This window comes from Streptomyces sp. NBC_00390, assembly GCF_036057275.1.
In the GTDB taxonomy this organism is placed as follows: domain Bacteria; phylum Actinomycetota; class Actinomycetes; order Streptomycetales; family Streptomycetaceae; genus Streptomyces.
The window spans coordinates 18,915-43,235 of the sequence record NZ_CP107945.1 but is presented as its reverse complement, the minus strand read 5'-3'; the positions used below and the strand labels follow the sequence as shown (position 1 = coordinate 43,235).

At 68.7% G+C, this 24,321-nt stretch carries 20 protein-coding genes and 1 pseudogene; 9 read left to right on the top strand and 12 right to left on the bottom strand.

Annotation, left to right across the window (positions count from 1 at the left end):
- Nucleotides 1–12 precede the first annotated feature (12 nt).
- Entirely contained in the window at nt 13–384 is a 372-nt protein-coding gene (locus OHS70_RS00165) for a hypothetical protein (protein ID WP_328392316.1), read from the top strand.
- 548 nt (nt 385–932) lie between these two features.
- Here the strand turns inward: OHS70_RS00165 and OHS70_RS00160 are convergent.
- The gene (locus tag OHS70_RS00160) at nt 933–6,890 is read right to left on the bottom strand and encodes an SAV_2336 N-terminal domain-related protein (protein WP_328392314.1); all 5,958 of its coding nucleotides are present in this window, start codon (nt 6,888–6,890) and stop codon (nt 933–935) included.
- Nucleotides 6,883–7,611: an ATPase gene (locus tag OHS70_RS00155; RefSeq protein ID WP_328392312.1), complete on the bottom strand. Its 729-nt coding sequence runs from the start codon at nt 7,609–7,611 to the stop codon at nt 6,883–6,885. The genes OHS70_RS00160 and OHS70_RS00155 overlap by 8 nt, the downstream gene beginning before the upstream one ends.
- A gap of 319 nt (nt 7,612–7,930) precedes the next feature.
- Here OHS70_RS00155 and OHS70_RS00150 point away from each other — a divergent pair, with 319 nt between their 5' ends.
- On the top strand, nt 7,931–8,761 hold the full coding sequence (locus tag OHS70_RS00150) for an IS5 family transposase (RefSeq protein ID WP_328392310.1): 831 nt from the start codon (nt 7,931–7,933) through the stop codon (nt 8,759–8,761).
- On the opposite strand, the gene OHS70_RS00145 is transcribed toward OHS70_RS00150, so the two are convergent.
- From OHS70_RS00145 to OHS70_RS00135, 3 genes are all read right to left on the bottom strand, one after another.
- The gene (locus OHS70_RS00145) at nt 8,679–9,245 is read right to left on the bottom strand and encodes a hypothetical protein (RefSeq protein ID WP_328392304.1); all 567 of its coding nucleotides are present in this window, start codon (nt 9,243–9,245) and stop codon (nt 8,679–8,681) included. The two genes, OHS70_RS00150 and OHS70_RS00145, sit on opposite strands and share 83 nt — an antisense overlap.
- A gap of 85 nt (nt 9,246–9,330) precedes the next feature.
- A complete protein-coding gene (locus OHS70_RS00140; protein ID WP_328392308.1) occupies nt 9,331–9,597 on the bottom strand; it encodes a hypothetical protein in 267 nt (88 codons plus the stop codon).
- A complete protein-coding gene (locus OHS70_RS00135) occupies nt 9,594–9,941 on the bottom strand; it encodes a hypothetical protein (RefSeq protein ID WP_328392306.1) in 348 nt (115 codons plus the stop codon). The genes OHS70_RS00140 and OHS70_RS00135 overlap by 4 nt, the downstream gene beginning before the upstream one ends.
- A gap of 153 nt (nt 9,942–10,094) precedes the next feature.
- On the opposite strand from OHS70_RS00135, the gene OHS70_RS00130 reads away from it, so the two are divergent.
- Nucleotides 10,095–10,661 (top strand): hypothetical protein, encoded by a 567-nt coding sequence (locus OHS70_RS00130; protein WP_328392304.1) that lies wholly within the window; start codon nt 10,095–10,097, stop codon nt 10,659–10,661.
- Here the strand turns inward: OHS70_RS00130 and OHS70_RS00125 are convergent.
- Together OHS70_RS00125 and OHS70_RS00120 are read right to left on the bottom strand one after the other, a co-directional pair.
- Complete coding sequence (locus tag OHS70_RS00125; RefSeq protein ID WP_328392298.1) at nt 10,579–11,409, bottom strand: IS5 family transposase; 831 nt, start codon at nt 11,407–11,409, stop codon at nt 10,579–10,581. The genes OHS70_RS00130 and OHS70_RS00125 overlap by 83 nt on opposite strands.
- Nucleotides 11,410–11,926: 517 nt before the next feature.
- Complete coding sequence (locus OHS70_RS00120; protein ID WP_328392296.1) at nt 11,927–12,652, bottom strand: FG-GAP repeat domain-containing protein; 726 nt, start codon at nt 12,650–12,652, stop codon at nt 11,927–11,929.
- A gap of 92 nt (nt 12,653–12,744) precedes the next feature.
- Here OHS70_RS00120 and OHS70_RS00115 point away from each other — a divergent pair, with 92 nt between their 5' ends.
- Nucleotides 12,745–13,254: an alcohol dehydrogenase catalytic domain-containing protein gene (locus tag OHS70_RS00115; protein WP_443062538.1), complete on the top strand. Its 510-nt coding sequence runs from the start codon at nt 12,745–12,747 to the stop codon at nt 13,252–13,254.
- Nucleotides 13,255–13,382: 128 nt separating this feature from the next.
- Here OHS70_RS00115 and OHS70_RS00110 read toward each other — a convergent pair whose 3' ends face one another.
- Nucleotides 13,383–15,764 (bottom strand): ATP-binding SpoIIE family protein phosphatase, encoded by a 2,382-nt coding sequence (locus OHS70_RS00110; protein WP_328392294.1) that lies wholly within the window; start codon nt 15,762–15,764, stop codon nt 13,383–13,385.
- A 79-nt stretch (nt 15,765–15,843) separates the two neighbouring features.
- Nucleotides 15,844–18,309 (bottom strand): SpoIIE family protein phosphatase, encoded by a 2,466-nt coding sequence (locus OHS70_RS00105; RefSeq protein WP_328392292.1) that lies wholly within the window; start codon nt 18,307–18,309, stop codon nt 15,844–15,846.
- 389 nt (nt 18,310–18,698) lie between these two features.
- Here OHS70_RS00105 and OHS70_RS00100 point away from each other — a divergent pair, with 389 nt between their 5' ends.
- Entirely contained in the window at nt 18,699–19,334 is a 636-nt protein-coding gene (locus OHS70_RS00100; RefSeq protein WP_328392290.1) for a TetR/AcrR family transcriptional regulator, read from the top strand.
- A gap of 583 nt (nt 19,335–19,917) precedes the next feature.
- Here OHS70_RS00100 and OHS70_RS38930 read toward each other — a convergent pair.
- Nucleotides 19,918–20,097, bottom strand: a pseudogene (locus OHS70_RS38930) (hypothetical protein); the annotation flags it as partial.
- Nucleotides 20,098–20,300: 203 nt separating this feature from the next.
- On the opposite strand from OHS70_RS38930, the gene OHS70_RS00090 reads away from it, so the two are divergent.
- The 4 genes from OHS70_RS00090 (at nt 20,301) to OHS70_RS00075 (ending at nt 21,505) form a co-directional block, all read left to right on the top strand.
- Entirely contained in the window at nt 20,301–20,555 is a 255-nt protein-coding gene (locus OHS70_RS00090; protein WP_328392288.1) for a hypothetical protein, read from the top strand.
- A gap of 137 nt (nt 20,556–20,692) precedes the next feature.
- On the top strand, nt 20,693–20,878 hold the full coding sequence (locus tag OHS70_RS00085) for a hypothetical protein (RefSeq protein ID WP_328392286.1): 186 nt from the start codon (nt 20,693–20,695) through the stop codon (nt 20,876–20,878).
- Nucleotides 20,848–21,105 carry an SsgA family sporulation/cell division regulator gene (locus OHS70_RS00080; RefSeq protein ID WP_328405326.1) on the top strand — a complete coding sequence of 86 codons (258 nt, stop codon included), beginning with the start codon at nt 20,848–20,850 and terminating at the stop codon, nt 21,103–21,105. The genes OHS70_RS00085 and OHS70_RS00080 overlap by 31 nt, the downstream gene beginning before the upstream one ends.
- 70 nt (nt 21,106–21,175) lie before the next feature.
- On the top strand, nt 21,176–21,505 hold the full coding sequence (locus tag OHS70_RS00075; RefSeq protein ID WP_328392284.1) for an NIPSNAP family protein: 330 nt from the start codon (nt 21,176–21,178) through the stop codon (nt 21,503–21,505).
- A 106-nt stretch (nt 21,506–21,611) separates the two neighbouring features.
- On the opposite strand, the gene OHS70_RS00070 is transcribed toward OHS70_RS00075, so the two are convergent.
- Together OHS70_RS00070 and OHS70_RS00065 are read right to left on the bottom strand one after the other, a co-directional pair.
- Entirely contained in the window at nt 21,612–23,432 is a 1,821-nt protein-coding gene (locus tag OHS70_RS00070) for a glycoside hydrolase family 15 protein (protein ID WP_328392282.1), read from the bottom strand.
- A 258-nt stretch (nt 23,433–23,690) separates the two neighbouring features.
- Nucleotides 23,691–24,293: a TetR/AcrR family transcriptional regulator gene (locus OHS70_RS00065; protein WP_328392280.1), complete on the bottom strand. Its 603-nt coding sequence runs from the start codon at nt 24,291–24,293 to the stop codon at nt 23,691–23,693.
- Nucleotides 24,294–24,321: the final 28 nt, after the last annotated feature.

Sequence of the window (24,321 nt, the reverse complement as noted above, 5' to 3'; positions counted from 1 at the left end):
GCCCGCGACGAGATGGTGGCGTACGGCGAACACCCCGAAACCTGCCCGGTCCGCTGCTGGCTCGCCTGGAAAGAAGCCGCCAGCCTCGACGGCGGCCCCGCATTCCGCCCCGTCGACCAGTGGGGCAACCTCTCCGACAGGCGGCTCAGCCCCGACGGCTGCCGCCAGGCCCAGACCCGCGCCGCCGAACGCGCCGGGCTCCCCTCCCGGATCACCGGCCACTCCTACCGGGCCGGCCTCATCACCACCGGCCGCAAGAAGGGCAAGCGCGTCGAGAAGCTCCCCGCCCAGTCCGGCCACGCCGAGAACAGCCCCGTCCTCTGGAAGTACGTCCGTGACGGCGAGAAGTGGGAGGACGCCGCCACCGACGGCATCGGTCTGTAGGACAGGGAGTCGTTGCCTCCTCCCGAGGTCCTTGTCGAGATGGTCAAGTTCGGCAAGTACATCAGGAAGGTCGACGAGCTCTCCTTCTCGAACAAGGCGCGGGTCTTCATGCGAGAGCGGAGACCTGTCGGTCGAGAAGGTCGGCGACACCAAGGGCGACACGTCGGCAACCACTTCGAGGGCCAGACCAAGAAGGCGCAAGGACATGAACCTGGTGTGTACAGAAGCTCACTTGGACCGACCTGCTCCACCGTCTCCCGGAGGAGAAGTCCCAGCTGGTAACCGCAGAGATGAGCAGGGTCACCCAGCTGCACGTCGTCCGGAAGATCTGCTGGTGGGCCGTGAACAACGCTGGCTGCACGCGGTGTCGCTGCTCGGTCCAGCATGCGGACAATGCCGCAGAGGCGTATGCCCACGCAGGCCGGCCACTCCTGCTCATCCCACCGCTCCAAGGGCTTCCTTCTCGCGGCACCTCTTCACAGCCCGTCGCTGCCTTCCGGTTTCCCACTCCGGCATTGCCTTGACGGCAGTGCCGAAAACAAGGTCAGTCACCGGTGCCGCCACAGCCATTCGGCGAACAGCCCCACTATGACCTGGTAATGATCCCCGGCCGTACGGACGATGACCTCTTGGTGCAGCAGGGCGTCGATGACGCGGCTGCCCATCGGCAATTGGCGTGCCATGTAGCCGTCCAGGTGCAGGTTCCCAGGGCCTCCGGCCAGCCCGGCGGTCAGTACCTGCTGGACGACCACGGCTGGCAGACCACCGACGGCGGCGTCACCCGCATGGAGAAGGTTGTCGAAGTGTTCCGGGCCAAGAGACTTGTGGCCCTCGATGAGCAGCGCCGCGACCTCATCGACGTCTGCTGGGCCGATCAGCGGCTGTCGCCGGGCGTTCACGCGATCGACGAGAACACGGCAGAGCATCTGGATGTAGTACGGGCTGCCCCCCGTCAGATGGAGGATCCGCGCTACGGCATCCCCCCGGTAGCGGCTCGCTCCGTCGCCAAACGCGATGGGCTCGGTGATCAGTTTTTCGGCGGATCTTTCGTCCAAGTATGAGAGACGTTGCTGGCGCGCCGAGCGGAACGCGTCGGGGAACGCCTTGAGGAAACGCGTCATCCTCTCGTCCCCCACTACCACGCTCCCGAACAACCCGCCTTCCATCATCGCGCGCCAGGAGTCCATAAAGTCCCCGGGCAGAGGACCATGTTCGATGGCCGCGTACAACATGGTGAACTCGTCCAGTAGCAGCGCCAACCGGAGGTTCCGGTATACCTCGTCCGCTCTCATGCGCCGGAGGATCCCGCGCATGTAGCTCTCGAAGCGGGCCTGCGGTGAATTGCTGTCGCGGTAATCGGCGAATACTGGCCGAGGGATGCCCAGGCCCGGCAAGCCCTCATCCTCCAGATCCTCCAGGCGGTTGAAGAACGCGACGGCGATCTTGTACAGCAGTCCGGCATGAGTCAGGTCGGGAGCGAGCTCGAGCAGGCTGAACTTCGCGGCGAGCAGACCGGGTGGAAGCCTGCGCTGCAACTGGTGCAGGACGGACGACTTACCGGCCCGTCTTTGGCCGTGGAGTACTACGTGCTCGCCGCGCTGGAGCGAGCCCGTCAGCTGCCGGATCAGCACATCCCGGCCGATAAACATGTTCTCGTCGTCCACTGGCATGGATGCGGCATACGGGTTAAGGATCGGCACCCAGCCCTCGGGATCGTTCAACTGCAGCGTGAGTGGCTCCGGCTCCACGGCTGCCTCGGTTGTCGACAGACGGCTCTCTGTCCTGGCCTGACCGGCAGTAGCGCGACGCTCGGCTTGCTCCGCCTCGGCGAGCTTTGTGGTCAGGTCCGCCGCCTCCCTGCCGTACTTGGCAGCCTTCGCACTCCAGATACTTGCCTCGTGGGCGGCTCTGTTCGCTTCGGCATCGTGCCGCTGCGCGCTGCGTAGTCTGGCCGACTGGATGCTGGCACTGGTCGTCCTGGCCGCGGCCGACCGCTCTCTTGTGGCTTTTGCTCGCCGGTCGGCTACCTTTGTTCGGAATTCGCTGACCTTCTTTTCCGCGTCGGCGAGGGCCCGGCGCTTCGTGTCCAGTCGATTCCGGTCTGAGCTGGCCGTTGGGAGGGTGCTCTTGCCAGAACCGGCCGCGAGCGCCCTTCCCAGTTCCTCGGTGGATCCCTCGTACAGCCAACCGGCTTCGGGATCAGGTTGGGTACTGGGTTCGAGTGGCACAAACCGGTCCTGCAAGCCCGGGTCCAGCTTTCCTGCCGTCAGGGCGCGCAGGGTGTTGGACACGGCGAAGCACACGCGCGGGTCGGCGAAGCGCGCCGCCTGGTGCAACTGCTCCCTGAAGTACGTGTTGCTCGCAAGCCGGACGGCTTGCGACACGGCTCCACCGACAAGACCCAGATGGGTGTCCGTCACCTCACCAATGGAGGCCCCGACCCCGAGCGTCACATCATGGTGCGCGGCGACAGCGGTCTGCAGTTCGACCAGCACTCGGCCCATGTCCTGCACGGCCGTCGGGCCGTCCAGTATCACCAGCAGATCTGCTCTCGCATCAGCTACCGCTTCCTCGGCGACTACACCGTCGATGCTTGCGCGGCGCATGATCGCGGTCAGGGAATCCCGGATGTCGTGCGCCAACTCCAGTTCCAGGTGGGGTGTGCCTGTGCCCCTCCGGCCGCTGACAATGTGCGCTTCGACGGCAATGCATACGGCAGATGGCCCCTTCCAGGAATCGGCGGGCGGCTCGCTTCCTATGTCCTCCAGCTCATACGGCGTCGTCATGTGTGTCGCCAGTGTCCGGCGGAAGCCCGGGTCCTGGAGGAGGAACGCAGCGGGCACCGCCATGAGCTGGGGAAGCTGTAGGTGCCGCCGGGTGACCATTCCCACGAAGAAGCCGTCGTAGGACACCAGTGCACCCGACGACCCCGTCAACACGCCTGCTGTGAAGGGCTCTGTGCCTTCGATGGTGAGTCTCACGTCGGTAGGCCGTGCCTGCCCACGCAGCTCAGTCCGTTTGCCCGACCGCCCGATGCCGGTGACGCGCACGGGTGACGTGAGCCCTTCAGGCATGCGCCCCCAATTCAGCCGGGACGGCAGGAGCCGCTCCCAATCCTCGCTGTCGAGGATGTTCTCGTCCGTGAGCACCAGGGCGGCGTCCAGGGCCCCCGGCCTCTTCCACACGGTTCGGCAAGCGATCTCCGTGCCGTCCGTGCGTACGATCCGCAGTCGCGCTTCATCCGACATGTGGGCGCAAGTCAGCACGAGACGAGGGGTCAGCGTGATGCCGGCTTCGGTGCTTGTGTCCGTGCCGTGAGCCCCTCTCACCATGACGACACGCGGGGACTGATCGAAAGCCCGCAATCGGTCCGTTGCTGGGGGGCCGGATGCCGGCTCGGTGTCCGTCGGCGGATCCGCAACCGGCTCCGCCGGTCGCTCCGCGAAAGGCTGTTGGCCCTCACCCACCCGGCGGCTGCCGTCTGCAGCGTCGGTGACGCTGCCCAGCATCTGCTCCCTGAGGCTGGCGGTGACGAGAATCTTGGCCGTCTCGTCAAGGGTGATCATGCAACCGTCGTCGAGCCGCGGGGCCCCGTGCTCAAGATGGTCGAGCAGTTGCCTGCCCGTCAGATTCGTCATGGCCCGGAACTGGTAGTCGAGGCGGACTTCCTTACGGTGGCGCCCGATGAAGTCGAGCACGGTGAGTACGGGCTTGCCCGGGAAGCGTGGAAGGCCGACACCCAGTTGCCGCAGGAACCGAAGGGTGCTGGACGGCGGCCGCAGCAGGAGCAGTGTGTCCACCTCGGGAATGTGGACGCTTTCGCTGAGTGTGTCGACACAGAAGATGGCCTGCAAGTCGCCGCTTCTGAGAGAGGAAAGCGTCTCCTGGCGCGTTTGCGGGCGATCCCTCGCCGTGAGAGTGGCGGCATGGAAGCCGGCGTCACGGAAGCACCGAGTCATGAATTCGGCGTGTGCCACGGACTCACAAAAGCCCACGGCCCGCATAGCCCTCACCTCGGGAACCGTGTCCCCGACAGCGCGGATGACCAGTCGCGCCCGCGCGTCGTCAGCAGTCAGCAGGTTGTTCAGCGAAGCCCGGTCGTACCATCCCCGCTTCCAGCCCAGTGTTTGAAGGTCGGTGCCGTCTGCAATGCCGACGTAGTGGAGGGGAGTCAGGAGGCCACTGACCAGCGCTTCCTGAAGACGCATCTCTGCAGCGATACGACCGTCGAAGAACGCATCGTGGATGCTCGGGCCGTCCGTCCGCCCGGGGTCCGAAGAGAGGCCGAGCAACTCCATCGGCGCGAAGCGCTCCAGGACGTTGGCGCAAGCCGACAATCCGACCCCGTGGAACTCGTCGATGACAATGACATCGAAGTGATGGGGTGGCAGCTCATCCTCGATTCGCCCGAGGGACTGCACTGTGGCGAACACATGATTCCAGCCCTCGGGGAACTCTCCGCCGTACAGAGGCTCTCCGAACGTTGGGGTCATGAGAGCGTCTCGGTAGATCCGGTGCGCCCCTTGAACTGCTGCCACGCTGTCCCCGATGAAGAGAAGGCACAGGTCCCGATGATGCTGCTCGCACAGGCGCTTGTAGTCGAAGGCGGCCATGACGGTTTTGCCGGTGCCGGGGGGAGCCACGAGGAGGTTGCGGTGTCGGCCGTGGATCTCACGCTCGGCTTTCAGACGATCAAGCATGTCGCGCTGGTGGACATGCAGAATGACTTCCGCGTCGATCTGAGGGCCGTCCGGGGCGACTGCCACAACCGGTTCCGACTCTTGGAGATCGTCTGGGACAGCTGGGGCAGGAATCTGCTGGACCTCGCCTTTCTCCTCATGGGAGGACTCTGGAGCAGGGCCGACCTGTTCGTCGACGCCGGAGCGAGGGCCGGTCGTCTCGATCCCGAGGAGACGTGCCGTTGCCGCAGCCGCTTGCGCGACGGGCCGCAGCCCCGTGGGCAGCCTTTCCTGGCTGGTGGGGGAGTGCAGTGCGGCGACGATTCCATGCGGGGCTTGAGGGTGGGCTGCGAGATGGTCGGTGAGGGCGAAGTGGGCGTCCCACGCCTGATCGCGACTGAGCAGTCCGCGCAGATGGTTCGCCGCTGCCGGGTGGAAGCGGTACACGATGTCCGTGTCCTCGTGCCGTGCAGCCGTGAGCAGTCCAGCGGTGAGGAACTCCGCGGTGTCGGCCAGGGCAGCTTCGGGGACGATGCGCTCACGGATCACGTCGAGAACGGGGAGGGTGAACATGTCGAGTGACGAGGCGGCGATCGCCAGTCGGACGGCGGGCGAGCGCAGGTTGTCCGTGAAGGCCTCTGCCGCGGCTGTGACTTGTGTGTCGGTCGCCGGCGCACCGGGCGAGGCGGCACTCGATCGCGGACTGCGGCTCCTTGAGGGCACGCGCCCTGAAGCCGGGACGAGGACGGCCTCGCATCCGCTCGGGTCGGTACGCATCATGGCGCGTGCCCAGGCGAGGATTTGGTGGGCATCCATCTGCAGCACGGGCAATGCCTGCCAGGGCTGCGTCCCTGGGGCGTCGTCGCGGAAGAGGCGGGGACGGCGGTAGGCGAGGAGCCGTCCGGGGGATGCCGGGACGGAGGCGGTTGCGGTGGTCCGGGGCAGGTCGAGGCCGGAGCGTTGCCAGAGGCGTTTGGGAAGCGGGTTGATCAAGGCCACGGGGGCCGTCAGGCCCCACGTGTGGAGCGTCTGCCACAGGTCGTTCTGGCGCCAGGCGGGAGCGGCGCAGTCGGAAACGACGAGCAGGAGCCGGTGGGCCGGCTGGATATGTCGGGGGTCGGACGGGTCTATGGGGAGGGGCCGGCCGTGATGGTTGCGGAGTACGGGTGCGGCCTCCGGCGGATGCTCGAGGTGCCATACGTGGACGCTGCGGAAGGCGGACAGGGTGCGTAACACCTTGGTGAGTGCGCGTGAGGTCTCGTCCCAGACCGCCATGGAGGTGCCGCGGTCCACGACCACGACGGCCTCCAGCCAGGGCTCTGCGGCAGGCGCGAGCTGGGGGACGAGCACACCGGTGCGCGTGTAGTGATCGACGGTGGCGCCCAGGTCGAGACGGCGGTGAACCCGCGACGGCCGAAAACGGCGCAGGGGGCGCAGAGCGCGGGCGATGTCGAGAGCATTCGGGAGGGCAGGGACTCGGCCGAAGCTCAGGGGGCGGCCGGGGATCGAATGGCTGCTGCTGTCGTCCTTCAGCCAGACCGAGGCGGTCCCGGGAGCGCTTGCCTGCGGACCGGGTTCAGGGACCGACGGATCGTCGCAGGAGTCGTCTGCTGCCGGTTCGGGCTCAAGGGACGCCTCGGCGAGCGCCTCGTCGGCCTGGGGCGGATCGGTGGGCAGGTCACCGGTCCGGCCGACGCCGGATCTGGCGGCAGCGAGAAGAAAAGCATCGAGGGCTTCCTGGATGTCGCTTTCTGCGCTGCCGCTGAGGTCGCCCAGGCCGGCATGGGCCAGGGCCGCCAGCAGCCGTGCGGCCCGGTTCTCAGCCACGCCCGAGCCCTTGGAGCAGCAACTCCTGCAGCCGCGTCCGCTGCTCCTCGTCCTGCACGCGGTTGCCGCGCAGGAGATGGACGGCGCTCAGCAACTGGTCGACGGCGAGGTTCTCGCCGCGGTTCAGCCGGTCCACGAAAGCGCTCACCAGGGTATGGGTGGTGTCCTCCTCGACCTTCTCCAGGTGGGCCTCGACGATGCTGGTGAGGGTCGGGACAGTGAGGGCGGGCATGTCGAACCGCACACAACGCCGCAGAAACGGGGCGGGGAAGTCGCGTTCACCGTTGCTGGTGAGCACGATGACCGGAAACTCCTCACACACCACCAGGCCCTCTTTGACTTCATGCCGGACGCCAGGATCGACGGTGCGGACGGTGACGTGCCTCCTTGAGTGCCTGGCAAGTTCGGGAATCTCGAAACGGCCGCGTTCCAGGACGTCGAGGAGGTCGCTCGGCAGGTCAAGATCGCTCTTGTCGATCTCGTCGATCAGCAGGGCGCGGGGAAGACGGCCGGGCACCAAGGCAGTACCGAGCGGACCGAGTTGGACGAACTCCCCGATGTCGTCACCTGCCGCCCGGGCACGGCGTGCGGCCCGGCCCTTCCTTGTGGCAGCGGGGCGGTCGATGGCGCGGAGGTTGTAGGCGTGGATGCGGCCCAGGGCGTCGTAGCGGTAGAGCGCATCGGCGAGGTTGCTGCGGGAAGTGATGTGCCAGCGCAGCACACTCCCGAGCCCGAGTTCGGCGGCGACCTGCTCGATGACGGAGGACTTAGTGCGTTGTGGCTAACCGGATTTCGTTCGAGGCGTGCGGCGCGGGTGATCATCTGGACAGAGGTACGGGTGCGGTCGCGGGCATGAAAGAACGGGCCCCTTGGTAGTGACGCGGTTACGACACCAGCACGACCAAGGAAGCCCGTTGCCCGATCAGTTGAGCAGTACCACTGTGCCTGCGTCCACCGCGGTCACCCCTGCGTGTGACTGCTACGTGCACCGGTTCGGTTCGATCGCTCCGGGGCTGCGGGCAGGCTGCTATCCCAGTGACATGACGGATGCGGAGTGGGCCGAGGTCCGCTCGGCGATGCCGGTTCCGGCCTGGCTGCTGAAGCGGGGCGGGCGTCCGGAGGCGTACTGCCACCGCGAGATACTCGACGCGGTGCGCTACCTGGTCGACAACGGCGTGAAGTGGACGGCCATGCCGGTCGACTTCCCGTACTGGCGGGCGGTCTACGACTTCTTCCGCCGCTGGCGGTCCTACGGCTACGTGCGTGAACTGCACGAACGCCTGCGACGTTCGGCGAGGGAACGCTCGGGCCGCAACGCCGAGCCCAGTGCGGGAGTCATCGACAGTCAGTCGGTGGACGCCTCCGAGACCGTCGGCGAGGACAGCCGCGGATACGACGGCGGCAAGTCACGTGACGGCCGCAAGCGTCACATCCTGACCGACACCGAGGGCCTGCTCCTGGAGGTCACCGTGACCACGGCCGATGTGCACGACTCCAAGGCCGCCCCCGCACTGCTGGAGACGTTCATGGACCAGCCGGGCCGGCTGCTGAAACTGGTGTGGGTCGACAGTGCCTACCAGGGTCCGGCGCTGGCGAAGGCGTTCGCCCGCCACGGAGTCCGGACCGAGGTCGTGCGCCGCTCCGACGGACAACGCGGATTTGTCGTCCTGGCCCGCAGGTGGGTCGTGGAGCGCACGCTGAGCTGGCTGGCCCGCTCCCGCCGCCTCAACCGCGACCACGAACGCCGCCCCGACCACCACGCCCAGATGGTGTGGTGGGCCGCCGTGATCAGGCTGTCCCGGCGCCTGGCCGCAGACGCTCCGCGCTGGCCGGAGAAACGCCCCGCCCGACTGCTGCGGGCACGGGCATGAACCGTCCGTCCTTCGCCCGCACCAGCCAGCCCCGCTTCTCCAGCACGTAGGCACGGTGCCGGATCCTCTCCACCTCGTTCTTGATCTCCGCCTCCCGGCCCACCGCCCGCGTCAGCTCCACCCCGTTCACCGGCCCCGAAGCAGCCACCACCGCGGCGAACACCTCCCGGTACAGGCCGCTGAGCACCTCCTCGCCCATGCCCGACCGCCACACCGGCGGCCGCTCGCCATGCCCCGCGCCGGGGCCGCCCGATCCCACGGCAGCAGCCATCCCACCACCGGACAGCACGGAAACCGGCGTATTCACCGCGCCCTCCCCGGCCAGCACCGACACGAGCTCCTCACGCCCCACCCGGGCCCGCTCGACCCGCTCCCGCGCGGCATCCACCTCCGCCTGAGCCTGCTCCAGGACCTCCGTCCAGGACTCCAGATCCTGCCTCGCCCGCGCCTCACGCTGTTCCATCAACCCCAGCACCGACGGCATCGCACCCTCCTCGATCCACAACAAGCCGTCCGCTGCCTGCCCCTACCCCTCCGCGATCATGCCCCGCACACGACGAAGCCCCTGCTCATCGAACAGGGACTCCCTTTGCCACAACGCACTTACCCGAGCCGGCCGGCCCGGTCAGCAGCAGGGGCCGACGCAGATGGAGTGCGGCGTTGACCGCGTCGACCAGTTTGGGGTCCGCCTGGTAGGTGCTCGCAGGGGAAGGTGACGGCACTGCGTCTGCTGCGTCGGCCTTGCCCGTCGGAGCGCGCCATGGAGGCGGGGGAGGCAGCGTCTGAGGCCGCTCGGGGACGCTCCCCGTACCGGTGTAGTACGGCGTCCAGTTCATGCCTGCTCCTTCGGCGTCACGTCTTGCGGGGCGACGACCGCCCGCCCGGCGCGTCGCTGGCAGAAGTCCTGCCAGTGCGCGTCGTGCCATGTCGTACGGATATCAGCCAGATGACCGGGAACGCCCTCGCCCAGGCTGTTCTCCGACCGCTCCTGAAAGGCGCGGACAAGTTTCTCCGGCAGAGACTCCCAGTGCTCTGCGACCGCATCCTGAAGCGCCTGCACGTCGGGGACACTCTCACGCCGGGGCCAGATCAAGGCCGGGGTGTGGACAAGGAGTTCCTCCAGCATGAGGTCGAAGTCCTTCTCCGGCAGGGTGCTCACTCCCCACACGCAGCCGCCCATACGACGACGGTCGAGTAGCTCCTGCAACCTCTCAGTGCGTTGTGGCAAAGGGAGTCCCTGTTCGATGAGCAGGGGCTTCGTCGTGTGCGGGGCATGATCGCGGAGGGGTAGGGGCAGGCAGCGGACGGCTTGTTGTGGATCGAGGAGGGTGCGATGCCGTCGGTGCTGGGGTTGATGGAACAGCGTGAGGCGCGGGCGAGGCAGGATCTGGAGTCCTGGACGGAGGTCCTGGAGCAGGCTCAGGCGGAGGTGGATGCCGCGCGGGAGCGGGTCGAGCGGGCCCGGGTGGGGCGTGAGGAGCTCGTGTCGGTGCTGGCCGGGGAGGGCGCGGTGAATACGCCGGTTTCCGTGCTGTCCGGTGGTGGGATGGCTGCTGCCGTGGGATCGGGCGGCCCCGGCGCGGGGCATGGCGAGCGGCCGCCGGTGTGGCGGTCGGGCATGGGCGAGGAGGTGCTCAGCGGCCTGTACCGGGAGGTGTTCGCCGCGGTGGTGGCTGCTTCGGGGCCGGTGAACGGGGTGGAGCTGACGCGGGCGGTGGGCCGGGAGGCGGAGATCAAGAACGAGGTGGAGAGGATCCGGCACCGTGCCTACGTGCTGGAGAAGCGGGGCTGGCTGGTGCGGGCGAAGGACGGACGGTTCATGCCCGTGCCCGCAGCAGTCGGGCGGGGCGTTTCTCCGGCCAGCGCGGAGCGTCTGCGGCCAGGCGCCGGGACAGCCTGATCACGGCGGCCCACCACACCATCTGGGTGTGGTGGTCGGGGCGGCGTTCGTGGTCGCGGTTGAGGCGGCGTGAGCGGGCCAGCCAGCTCAGCGTGCGCTCCACGACCCACCTGCGGGCCAGGACGACGAATCCGCGTTGTCCGTCGGAGCGGCGCACGACCTCGGTCCGGACTCCGTGGCGGGCGAACGCCTTGGCCAGCGCCGGACCCTGGTAGGCACTGTCGACCCACACCAGTTTCAGCAGCCGGCCGGGCTGGTCCATGAACGTCTCCAGTAGTGCGGGGGCGGCCTTGGAGTCGTGCACATCGGCCGTGGTCACGGTGACCTCCAGGAGCAGGCCCTCGGTGTCGGTCAGGATGTGACGCTTGCGGCCGTCACGTGACTTGCCGCCGTCGTATCCGCGGCTGTCCTCGCCGACGGTCTCGGAGGCGTCCACCGACTGACTGTCGATGACTCCCGCACTGGGCTCGGCGTTGCGGCCCGAGCGTTCCCTCGCCGAACGTCGCAGGCGTTCGTGCAGTTCACGCACATAGCCGTAGGACCGCCAGCGGCGGAAGAAGTCGTAGACCGCCCGCCAGTACGGGAAGTCGACCGGCATGGCCGTCCACTTCACGCCGTTGTCGACCAGGTAGCGCACCGCGTCGAGTATCTCGCGGTGGCAGTACGCCTCCGGACGCCCGCCCCGCTTCAGCAGCCAGGCCGGAACCGGCATCGCCGAGCGGACCTCGGCCCACTCCGCATCCGTCATGTCACTGGGATAGCAGCCTGCCCGCAGCCCCGGAGCGATCGAACCGAACCGGTGCACGTAGCAGTCACACGCAGGGGTGACCGCGGTGGACGCAGGCACAGTGGTACTGCTCAACTGATCGGGCAACGGGCTTCCTTGGTCGTGCTGGTGTCGTAACCGCGTCACTACCAAGGGGCCCGTTCTTTCATGCCCGCGACCGCACCCGTACCTCTGTCCAGATGATCACCCGCGCCGCACGCCTCGAACGAAATCCGGTTAGCCACAACGCACTAAGCTCGGCAGGCGCCCGGCCCGCGTTGCAGTGGAAGGCAAGGACGGCCCGGTTCTCGTACAAGTACGGCCAGGTGGCGTCTGTGGGTGAACGTCCTGTTCAACATGACAGAACCGTCGCTCGGCACCACCGGCGAGACCCCTGTTTCGACGAATGAGGCTCTCTGAATTTCCTTACCTGGCGCTCATGGGTAGGACAGACCTGCTCGCTGAAGCTCCCCATGATGGGAGTCCGTGAACTGGCGCACTAGCGATCTTCGCAGGCGCCGTAGCCGAGGGCGTCGGGCTCGCGGTAGGGCCGGTCCGCCACCCCGTAGGCGTCGGTGTCCTCACGGCTCACGGACACGCCGCCCCTGTCCTGCCGGCCGAGGTAGCGGGAGACGGAGCCGTCCCCGCCCGACTGGAAGACCTCCAGCTCGGCACGGCCGTCGTGATTGGTGTCGATGGCCCGTGCTTCGTACACGAACGACGATGACCCAATACGGATGGTGCCGATCCGGTCGCTGCTCAGGTCGCGGGCGAGAGGCCCGTAATGCACCTCATGCACCACCATGTTGTCCCGCGTTGAGTCGCCCTCGTCGCGCTGACTGTAGAAGACGGCCAAGTCGAGGTATCCGTCGCCGTCGAAGTCGCCGAAGGCTCCCCGCGTCGACATGTCCTCCTTCGATGCGCCGCGCAGCTTCTGCCAAAACCCGCGGGCATCGTCGACTCTGACAGCGGTCCGGTGATCGTCTCTTCGGAAGACCACTGAGCTGGTGCCCTCGTTGATCTCGTCCAGGTGCCCGTCCGCGTCTACGTCGGCGCGCAGGGTAAAGCCGTCGGCGGCGCATATGGCCATGGGGGCGTGGTCGCCGGGTTGGGGCCCGGTGACCAGCAGAAGCCACGTACCACCGGCGATCACGACGAGACCGCCTCCGATGGCGGCGGCCAGCCTGCCGCGACCCGTACGCGGTCGCGGCAGCGACGAAAGCACGCCCCGAGACGAGGCTTGCTTCGGGGCAGTAGAGAACGGCACGCCAGGACCCTACTAAAGTCGGATGGCAGCAACCGCCCGAGCTGCGCGAGGTGCCGGTGCCCGAGCCCGGGCCGGGGCAGGTCCTGGTGAAGGTCGGGGGTGCCGGTGCGTGCCACTCGGATCTGCACATCATGGAGGCATCCGGACCCCCACCCGGTTTCGCCACGGAGCTGCCCTTCACGCTCGGCCATGAGAATGCGGGATGGGTGGAGAGATTGGGACCGGGTGTCACGGGGTTCGCGCCCGGAGACCCTGTGATGGTCTATGGCCCCTGGGGGTGTGGGGCGTGCGCCAACTGGCTGCGGTGCACGCACGGTTGTGGGGGCGACCGGGCCGCCGTAGGGAGTGTTCTCGCACCGGGCATCATGTCGGGCCTTCGCGCTCACGGCGTTCCAGTCGCCACCCGCCCGTCCCGACGGGCGGGTGTCCCGGGCCCACCGTCTTCTGGCCACGCGGCGCTTGCGGTCGTCGCGGCGCAGCGAGCCCGACGCGCATCGCCGGCGGCACGGTGGCTGCTGTGCGGCAGGCCTGCGGAGGCTCTTCGCTGCGCGGCATGGTGAGGAACGGGCCGGGGTCGGCCTGCCACGAGTGAGCGCACGGGCGGAGCCGGGCTCGCCGGTTTGGCGAAGCGCGCATGGTGTACCGGCGCGCCCACTACGTTGTCGACTGGGGCCGGAGCAGGCCGCGGTCAGCGGGGGTGCTTGATGGGTTGTTCGGACCAGATGGTCTTGCGGTTGTGGCTGTGGCGGCAGCCCCAGCGTTCGGCGAGTTGGGCGACGAGGAACAGGCCGCGTCCTCCTTCGTCGGTGGTGTGGGCGCGCCGTAGTCGGGGTTGGGTGCTGCTGGAGTCGGTGACCTCGCACACCAGGACGTTGTGGTGGATGAGCCGCAGCTGCGCCGGTGCACGACCGTAGCGGATGGCGTTGGTGACCAGTTCGCTGGCGATGAGTTCGGTGGTGAAGAGGAGGTCTGGCAGCCCCCACGTGGTGAGTTGGCGGGTTATCCATTCCCGGGCCTTGGGGACGGCGGCAGGGTCGGCCGGGATTTCCCAGTGAGCGGTGTTCTTTGCCGGGACGGCGCGGGTGCGGGCCAGGAGCAGCGTTGCGTCGTCGCGCGGCGCCCGGTCTGTCAGGTCGGCGAGGAGAGCCCGGCCGGTTTCCTCCAGAGGGCGATCGGGACGGCAGGACGCGGCGAGGGCGTCCGTCAGGCGCCGTAGGCCTTGGTCGATGTCGCGGTCGTGGTGTTCGATGAGGCCGTCGGTGTAGAGGGCGAGGACGCTGCCCGGCTCGAGGTCGATCGTGGTGGTCTCGTACGGCAGGCCGCCGATGGCGAGTGGTGGTCCCGGGGAGATCGCGACGACTTCGGTGGTCCCGTCGGGCCGGACCAGGACGGGTGGCGGGTGGCCGGCACTGGCTATGGCGCATCGCCTGGTGACCGGGTCGTAGACCGCGTACAGGCAGGTGGCGCCGACGTCGTCGTGGTCGCCGGGCGGTGCTTCGGCCGCGAGGCGCTGGACCAGGTCCGCGATCCGGGTGAGCAGCTCGTCCGGCTCCAGTTCCAGGTCGGCGAGCGTCTGGATGGCGGTGCGCAGGCGGCCCATGGTGGCGCTTGCGGGTATGCCATGGCCGACGACGTCTCCGGCGACAAGAGCCAGCCGGAAGGAGGGCAGGGCAATGGCGTCGTACCAGTCGCCGCTGGTGCCCGCTCCGCCGCCTGCGGGCAGGTAGACGCCGGCGGTCTCGGCTGCCGGGGTGTCGGTCGTGGCCGGGGGAAGGAGGCGCTGCTGCAGAGCCACGGCCGCCCTGTGCTCGCGCGTGTAACGGCGGGCGTTGTCGATGGCGAGCGCACCCCGTGAGGCGATCTGCGTCATGAGATCCGCCTCGTCCTCGGTGAAGGGGCCGGACCGGCCGCAGCGCCAGGCCGTTATGGCGCCGAGCGTGAGCCCGCGGGCATGCAACGGTGCCACCATCACCGAATGGGCGTCCTTCGGGACGAGATACTCGACCACCTGCGGGTCGCCGACCATGGCGATGAAGTCGTCAAGGCCGAAGACGAGTGTCTCGCCGTGTCGGAAGCTGCGCAGCAGGGGGTGGTCGGGATAGGGTGGGACGGGGTCGCCGCGCGTGATGCCGGCCGGCCACACTGCGGTGGCCGGCGCAAGGGCCGCGTTGCCCATGTCTCCGCCGCCCAGCTGTTTCGAGGGTTCTTCCCCCTCGAAAACGCAGTGCGCAAGGTCGACTGCGGCGAGATCCCCGAACGCGGGTACGAGAACGTCCGCAAGGTCCTGCGCGGTGCGCACGACATCCAGGGATCCTCCCACCTGCTCGGCCACCTCGCGGGCGAGATCCAGATGACGGCGGGCACGCAGATCGTCGGCGCTGTCGATGTACAGGGCTGCGACCCCCGTGGGGCGTTGCTGCGCGTCCTCCAGACGGAAGGCGGACAGGGACAGCGCGTGCTGCCGCGCCGTGTCGTGCCGCCAGCTCACCTGCATTTTTCTGCGGACCACCGGGACACCGCTCTCGAGTACCTGGCGCAGTACTGCCTCGAGGTTCTCGGCGTCCTCGGCACACAGCACGTCGCCCAGCCGAGTGCCGGGCGCCACTGGACGGCCGTCGAGAATGTCCGGCGTGGCGTTGGTCTGCACAGTGGTGAGAGCCGTGTCGTGCAGAGCGATCGTGATCCGGTTCTGTGCGGACAGTGCGCGCAGGAGCGCTGCGCCCTGCTCGTGGTCGGCGACGTGGTGGGTGGGTGCCGCCAGGACGAGGACCTTTGCCGAGCCCTCCATCTTCGTGGTCCGGAAAGTGACATCGATGGTGCTGCCGCTGCGGTGCCGCAGCCGTACCCGGCCGGATTCCGGCAGCTGTGCGGCGCCGCGCAGGTCGTCCGGGAGGCCGGCCACCAGGTCCTGCACGGGGCGGCCGTAGACCTCCTCGGCGCAAAACCCCGTCAGGTCCTCTGCCGTCCCGGTCCACCCCACCATCGCGCCTCGATCGTCGAGCACGGCGGCTGCCAGACCGTCGAAGGAGGCGCCTGCCGGGCAGGCGTTCTTGACATTCTCTACATCCATCCCTGGCTTCCTTACGAGAGGCTGCGGCCCGAGAGATCGGCCTGCTGTGGCGGCCGTCGGCCGCCCGGTCGGCAGCGCGTCACACCGCAACGGCTGTGGAGGGCAGGTCTTGTTCGGCCCAGACGACCTTGCCGTTGGCCCCGGAGCGGGAGCCCCACCTGCGGGACAGCTGAGCGACGAGGAAGAGACCGCGGCCGTTCTCGTCGGTGAGGTGGGGATGACGGGGGCGTGGGTGGCTGGTGCTGCTGTCGGAGACTTCGCAGGTCAGGACCTGGTGCTGGATGAGCCGTAGGCGGATGGGCCCGCCGCCGTGGCGGACGGCGTTGGTGACCAGTTCACTGACGATCAGCCTCACGCTGGTCACCAGATGCTCAAGCCCCCATTCGCTGAGCTGACGGGCGGCTGCCTGCCGGGCGACGCGGACGGCGGACGGCTCGTGCGGCAGTTCCCAGGAGGCGACCTGGGCCGGTTCGAGTCCGCGAGTGCGCGCAAGGAGCAAGGTGACATCGTCGGCCGGGGCCTGGGTCGCCAAGGTGTCGATCACCTGGGAGCACAGGTCTTCCAGGGACGAACCGGTCTGTGCCAGGACGGCGCCCAGGCGGTCCAGGCCCACGTCGATGTCGTCGTCGCGGGACTCGACCAGACCGTCGGTGTAGAGCGCGAGCAGAGTTCCCTCGGGCAGTTCCAGTTCCACGGACTCGAAGGGGACCAGGCCGAGGCCGAGGCCGAGCGGGGCCCCGGCGGGCATGTCGGGGAAAGTGATACGGCCCTGCGGGTCGATGACCGCGGGCGGGGGATGCCCGGCCCGCGCCATCGTGCACCGTCGGGTGACCGGGTCGTAGACGGCATACAGACAGGTGGCGCCCACCACCGCCGGGGTCTCGTCCGCAGCGTCGGCATCTTCCTCGCTCAGCCGTCTGACCGTGTCATCGAGGTGCGTCAGCAGTTCGTGGGGAGGCAGTTCCATGTCCGCGAGCGTGCGGACAGCGGTGCGCAACCGGCCCATCGTCGCCGCGGCGTTGATGCCGTGTCCGACCACATCTCCGACGACGAGGGCCACCCGGGCGCCGGACAGCTTGATCACGTCGAACCAGTCGCCCCCCACCCCGTGGTCCATGTCAGCCGGCACGTAGCGCGAGGCCACATCGACGGCGGCGCCGCCTCCCACATGGTGGGGGAGCAGGTCGCGTTGGAGCGTCAGGGCCGCGGTGCGTTGGCGCGCGTACTGGAGAGCGTTGTCCAGGCTGAGCGCGGCCCGGGTGACGAGCTCCTCGGCGAGGAGGAGGTCGTCCTCCTGGAACGGCGTCGGCTCCTCGGAGCGGCCGAACAGTGCCAGTCCCAGCACACAGCGCCGCGCACGGATGGGTACGACCATCAAGGAGTGGACGCCGGAGGCACGGACCTTCTGCGTCCGCACCGGGTCGTGGTTGACCCAGGGGCCTGAATAGGTGTCCAGCACCGGTTCCAGATAGGACCTGCCGGTGCGCAGGGCGGTGTCGAACAGCGAGTCCGGGAAGGGGTGGATCACCTCTTCGCGCACCCACGGCAACTCCAGGAGGCCCAGGTCGATGGAGGCCAGACCGGCACGGCGCATCAGATGGGGGCGGCCGCTCGCCTTGCCGGTCCCCGCCGAGGGGTCCATGCCGAACGGGACCGACTCCACCAGGTCCACGAGTGCGTGGTCGGCCAGCAGGGGCACGGCAAGGTCGGCCAGTTCCTGCCCGGTCCGCATGACCTCGAGGGTGCTGCCGATGCGCGTGCCGGCCTCGCTGAGGATGGCAAGGCGCTCGCGCGCCCGCCGGTTGCCGGTGACGTCCACGCTCATGGAGCACACTGCCAGCGCCGAGCCGTCCGCGTCCTGGAGGCAGAAGAACGAGGCCGAGAACGCGTGCTCCCGGCGCCGGTCCGCCGACGACCACGCCCGGTACTCGTGGACCATGGTGGTGCCGCTCTCCAGCACCTGCCGCATCACCGCCTCGAGTGCTTCGGCCTCGAGGGCGGGCAGCGAGTCATGCAGGCGGCGTCCGAACCGTCGCTCACGAGGGGTGCCGTCGTGGCGCTCCATGACGTCGTTGACCCACGTACAGCGCAGCTGCGGGTCATAGACGGAGATGCCGACCGGTGCGTGGGCCAGGAGCGAGTCCCGCACAGCTCCGTTGGACGACGCCCCCGAGGACAGGGTGCCTATGTCGGTGACGGACACCAGCCACCGGGTGCCGGCGTCCGGGCCCCGCAGCAGCGAGATCCGCAGCGTCATTTTGATGGCGTGGCCGTCGCGGTGGCGGACCGTCACGGTGCCGGACCAGCCCTCTTGGTCACGGCACTGCTCGGCGAACGCCGAAGCACTCGGGGCGTCCTGTGCGGGCGGCAGCACGTGTGCGGCGGACCGGCCCACCACTTCTTCGGCCGGGTACCCGACCAGATGCTCAGCGGCGTGCGTCCACCCCACCACGGTCCCCTCCGCATCGAGCATCGCTATGGCCGCATCGGGTGTCTCTCGGGGGCTCACCGCCTCGGCGAGGGGCGCGTGGTCGGTCTTCGTCATCCGGTTCTTCCCATCGGTGCGGAGGTGCGAGAAAGCGTCGGCAGGCACGGAGCCGGTCCGGTCCGTAGCCGTGGTGGAACGGTGAGGGCCGGGGGCTTCCGGCCTCACCGGCCGCGCCGGGCGTGCGATGCAGCGAGCGGCCTCGCCGGCGGTTGAACGGTCACCGGCGCGAGCATCTGCCAACCTTGGACGACTTTGTCCACTTCTGATGAAATAGTCAAATACGATCGCTTTATCGTCAAGTCCCTGAAACTGATGAAATGGTCAGATATGGCCGTGTGCTGTCGCATCTCGCCACTGCGGCGTCGGGACGGGTGGGCCACGGTGGACAGCCGGGGCGGGCAATGTAATGATGAACTGATCAGAACTGCTGCTCTTATTCATGGAGCATGCCGATGCCGGCCCCACGCAGGAACCGATTCGAACGCCGCCGTGCCGAGACCCGCCATGCACTCGTCTGCGCCGCGCGGCAGATCCTGGCCGAGTCCGGTGGCACCAGCGCCAGCATTCATGCCATCGCGGAGCGCGCGGACGTGGGCCTCGGCTCCTTCTACAACCACTTCACGGGCAAGCCGGACCTGTTCGACGCGGCCGTGGCCGATGCGCTGGAGGAGTACGCCCAGGCCGTCGACGAACGCCTGCACGGCCTCGATGATCCCGCCGAGCGCCTCGCCGGGGGCGTGCGGCTCAGCGCGCGCATGGCCGGGTCGTACCCGGAGATCATGCAGATCCTGTGCCACAGCGAGCTCGGTCGGATATGCGCCGGCGACGGGCTGGCTCCGCGCGCGAAGCGCGACGTCGAGCAGGGCATGGCCGCAGGCCGGTTCACCGTGGTCGACCCGGTGATCGCCCTGACCGCGCTGAACGGCAGCCTGCTGGCGCTCCTGGAGCTGTGGTGCAGCCGGCCCGAGGCCGACAGTGGCCAGGTCGCAGGCATCATGGCCGAGATGATCCTGCACATGCTCGGCCTCTCCCCGGATGAGGCCCGTGACCTTGCCCGGCGGTCCCTTCCTGCTGCAGCGTGAAGAGGATCTTGTCGCCGGCTGCGCACCGGTTCCCGCGGCCTGCGCAAGGTGCCGGGGTGGCTGGTCTCTCTCGCCTGCTGTCGCCGCCCCGCAGCCTCGGCATGGGAGGTTCGTGGCGCAGTGGTTCCTCCACCGCTTGCGGCAGCAGGCCGGGGTCACGGCGCAGCTGGTCCAGGTGCTCGGGTTGGCGCAGCGGGGTGAGCACCCCGTTGGTATCGGGTTGACCGTGGTCCCGTGTCCGGCGATGAAGAGCAGCGCGGCGGTTTTCGGCCTGGCCGAGCGGCACCAAGGATCGCCTGCACCGGGCGCCGCCGAGGCCTGGCGCACGCGCTCGGCCTGGTTGTCGGGGACGGCCGTGGCGTGCGGCAACCCCTCCTGCCCGTGCAGTTGGAACATTCCGGCGCGAGGAACACGCATTGCGCATGGCCCTGGCTCTGCGTGAGATCCACAACGGTCTGCATCCTCACCGCTCCCTCCGTCGTCTCACCCCCTCGTTTCCGGCGGGGCCGGACTCGGGCGCCCGCACGCCACGGCTCCTCAGACGGAAATCGCGGGCACCTCGTCCGCCCAGGGCGACGGCTCGGCCCAGGGCGTGGTCGAGTCCGAAGGCCGCTCCGATGAGGGAAAGGTGGGTGAACGCCCGGGAACGGCTGCCGAGTTGTCTGCCGATGTCACTGATGTCCTCGGTGCAGGGCCCGGGATGGCCGATGCAGGTGAGCATCTTCTCGAAGGCCAGGCGGACTTCGTCCAGGCGGCCGATGCGGCCTCGGCGAGCACGTCGAGGTGTTCATGTCGCCGCCGGTCGTGCGGACCATTTCCGCCGCCTCGACAGTTCCATACGCCGTATGGTAATCCTGGGAGGGCACTTCCATACGCCGTATGGAAAAGTTTGGCCGCGCCAGGCGCGCCGCCCATCGCCTGCATGCAGTCGATGGTGCAGCTCGCACCGATCGGGAAGGAAAGACCATGAAGAAGCTCACGAGGCGCGTTGCCGTCACCGCTTCCTCCGTGGCGGTCGCGGGTGTCGCCGTACTCGGTGCCGGGGGCGCCGCTTCGGCCGGGACCTCTGCATCCGCACCCGTCCAACGCCCGGCCGTCAGCGTCAACGCCGACGACTACCGCTGGGACCACGGTGTCGGCTACCTGCTCGAGCAGGGCTGCTCCTGGGACGAGATCCGTGGCCGGCACCACGACGGCCGGGCTGAGACCGGCAGCCGCTGACCGCCGCACAGGCGGCCGGCGCTCCGGCGCCCGGGCCCTGCTGCAACGCCTCGGCCTTCGTTGCCTCTTCGCTGCCGGCCCGCGGCGGTCCGGCGGCGGGGCGCAGCCGAGGCAGAGACACCTTGGAGTGAAAGCCGATGGAGCCTTTGAAGACCGTGATGCAGGGGGTGGCCGTGCAGCTTGTCATCTCGCGCACCTCCTCGCTGTCCATGTGCATGAGCCTGCGTTACGAGCCCACTGACCCCTACGTGCCGCCTTTTCCACCGACGCTGACGAGCCGGTCGAATGGGTCCTGGGGCGTGATCTTCTGGCCGATGGCCTGAGGGGTTCCGCAGGCAGTGGGGACGTCCGGATCTGGCCGGCCGTTGGCCGTGGTGACCAAGCGATGTACATCGTCCTCGGGTCCCCCGCGGGCACCGCCTTGCTCGAGGTTCCCGTGCAGGACGTCAGGACCTTCCTGGAGAACACGGAGGCGCTGGTGCCACGGGGTGCCGAGTCCGGACACATCGACTGGAACGTCGAACTGGCGAACCTGTTCGCGAAAGGCTGAGAGAAGCCTCCCGACTGCCTTGCGGAGGGGCGTCTTTGCCCTGGCCACAGAAGAGAAGGAAAGAGAGTTCATGTCCCAGTACCAGCTTCGTGTCTACACACTGCGCAGCCCTGAGGCGCTCGTCGCCTACGGGGACATCTGGTCCAGGCACATTCCCGGGATGGCCCAGCACAGGATCACCACACACGGCGTGTGGACGGGGCCGGCAGCTCCCGGGAGTGCGGCGTCCCAGCTGTACGCCCTCGTTTCCTACCGGGACGCCGACGACGTTCAGGAGCGGCTGGAGGCGTACCTGTCCAGCCCCGAATTCCGCGCAGACATGGAGGGCTTCGACATCGGTCAGATCGTCGATGTCGCCGAGTCCGTGCTGACGCCCACCGCCGACTCACCCTTGCGGTGACAGGCACCGGGCCGCTCGAAGTCTGCGGCGACCTTCTCGTTCGTGTCGGAGCGCCGCGCCTGCGGGACGGAGGGCCGTGTGCAGTTCCTGCCACGCAGGGCGGCGGTCAGTCCAGGGCGCGGTCGAGGTTGAAGGCGGCGCTTATGAGGGCGAGGTGGGTGAACGCCTGCGGAAAATTGCCCAGTTGCTCTCCGGTGTGGCTGATCTCCTCGGCGTACAGGCCGAGGTGGTTGGCGTAGGTGAGCATCTTCTCGAAGGCCAGCTGGGCTTCGTCCAGTCGACCGGCGCGGGTGAGGGCCTCGACGTACCAGAACGAGCAGATGGAGAAGGTGCCTTCGTCGCCTTCCAGGCCGTCGGGGCTGGCCTCGGGGTCGTAGCGCCAGACCAGGGAGTCGGAGACCAGTTCGTTGCCGAGGGCGTCGAGGGTGGACAGCCACACGGGGTCGTGGGGAGCGATGAACTTGGTCAGCGGCATCATCAGCACCGCGGCGTCCAGCACGTCGCCGCCCTCGTACTGGACGAACGCCTGCCGGGCGGAGGACCAACCCTTGTCCATGATCTGCCAGTAGATCGTGTCGCGGACCGGGCCCCAGCGGACGAGCTCGGCGGGCAGGCCGCGGTGGTGGGCGATGCGGATGGCGCGGTCGATGGCCACCCAGCACATGAGGCGGGAGTAGAGGAACTTCTTGCGCCCGCCGCGGGTCTCCCACACGCCCTCGTCCGGCTGGTCCCAGTGCCGGCAGACCCAGTTCACCAGGTCGCACACCGCGCGCCACTGGCCGCTGGTCAGAGGCCGGCACCACATGTCGTAGAGGTACACGGAGTCGATCAGGGCGCCGTAGATGTCGAGCTGCAGCTGGTTGACGGCGTCGTTGCCGACCCGCACCGGCGCCGAGCCCCGGTAGCCCTCCAGGTGGGAGAGCTCGCGTTCGGGCAACTCGGCGCGTCCGTCGATGCCGTACATGATCTGCAGCGGTCCGGCGGGGCCCTCGCGCCGGTCGTTGCGGTGGGTGAGGAAGCCCATGAACGCCTCGGCCTCCTCGGCGAAGCCGAGCCTGAGCAGCGCATAGACGGCGAACGCGGAGTCGCGCACCCACGCATAGCGGTAGTCCCAGTTCCGGCCGCCGCCGATCTGCTCGGGCAGGCTGGTGGTGGGGGCTGCCACGATGGCGCCGGTGGGGGCGTAGGTGAGCAGCTTGAGGGTGAGGGCGGAGCGGTGCACCATCTCCCGCCATCGGCCGCGGTAGCGGGACTGCTGCAGCCAGCGCCGCCAGAAGGCGACCGTGGCGGTGAACTCGTGCTCGGCCTCGGCGAGCGGGCAGCCGTGCGGCGGAGTCTCCCCGGTGACCCGGTCGAGGGCGAAGACCGCCGTCTCGCCCCGGGACAGGGTGAACTCCGTCCGGACGTCCTGCTCGTCGCACTCCAGCGGCACCGTGGCGGTCAGCGTCAGTGTCAGCGCCTCGGAAGTGAACAGGGCCGCCCCCTCCAGGAGCCGCAGGGTGTGCCGGTGGGCGCCGTAGCCGAACCGTGGAGCCACCCGGGCCCGGAACGGGATCGTTCCGCGGACGCACACCACCCGCCGGATCAGCCGGTGGCGCTCGGCTTCGCCGGCCTCCGCCACCGGCATGAAGTCCTGGATCTCTCCCAGCCCGTCCTCGGTGAAGAACCGGGTGATCAGCACATTGGTGTCCGGGAAGTAGAACTGCTTGGTGCCGGCCGGCACGGCGGCGGACAGCTCGAACGCCCCGCCCCGGTCCGCGTCCAGGATCGCGGCGAACACACTCGGGGAGTCGAAGGAGGGGCAGCAGTACCAGTCGATGGTCCCGTCGGTGCCCACCAGGGCGGCCGTGCGCAGATCCCCGATCAGGCCGTGCTCGGCGATCGGGAGATACGGCGCTGAAGTGTGCTGTGTCGGTGCTCCGGACATCGCAGCAGCCTCCCTGTGCTCCTGCCTCTACTGTGGTCCTTCCCGATCGCAGGGGCATCAGGTCGGCCCGGTGAGGGCATCGAGCACCCGGCAAGCGGAGGTCTGCCCTCCGGCCGCGATGCGGTCGAACCTGCGCACGTGAGCGACCAGGCACGCAACGTCGCCGCGCACGTCCGCCGCTCGCCGCCCTTGCGCCCAGGCGCTTCAGGCGGCGAAGAAGTGTTCGTCGGCGGAGCCCGTGGCGGCCGCTCCGCTCCGTCAGCGCTTGCGGGTCTGTGCGATATGGCTCTCCACGCCGACGATCGTGGCGTCCAGCGCCAGGCGGAAGACGCGGTTCTCGTCACGGCCTGGATGGGCGAGCCCGTCTTCGCCGACAGTGGGGGGTTTGAGGCGCGACCACCGGTGGAGCGCGCCGTTGAGCTCGGCGGTGAGGACACCGGTGATGACGCAGCACACGAGAGCGGCGATCTGCGGGAGCTCGGAGTGCGGCACCCCGGCGGCGTCCAGGATCGCGGCGAGCGCAACCCAGAACGGGTCTTCGGGCTGGATGAAGTCCGCCTGGTGGCTGAACGAGTAGGCCATCAGGTTGGGGTGGCGGTGCGCCAGCGTCCGGAAATCCGTGGCGAGCAGGCGGATGCGCTCCTGCCAGGGAGCGTCCTCCAGTGTCACGGTGCGGAACTGGGCGCCGACCGTTCTCGCCACGCCGCGCAGTAGGGCGTCCTTGTTCGGCACGTGGTGGTACAGCGACATCGGGTTCGCATCGAGCGCGGTCGCGAGTTTGCGCATGGTGAGCGCCTCGACCCCCTCCGCGTCGATGAGCTGCAGGGCGGCGGCATAGATCCCGGCCTCGGTCAGAGGCACCTCCCTCTTCCTGGTTCCCCGCGGGGGA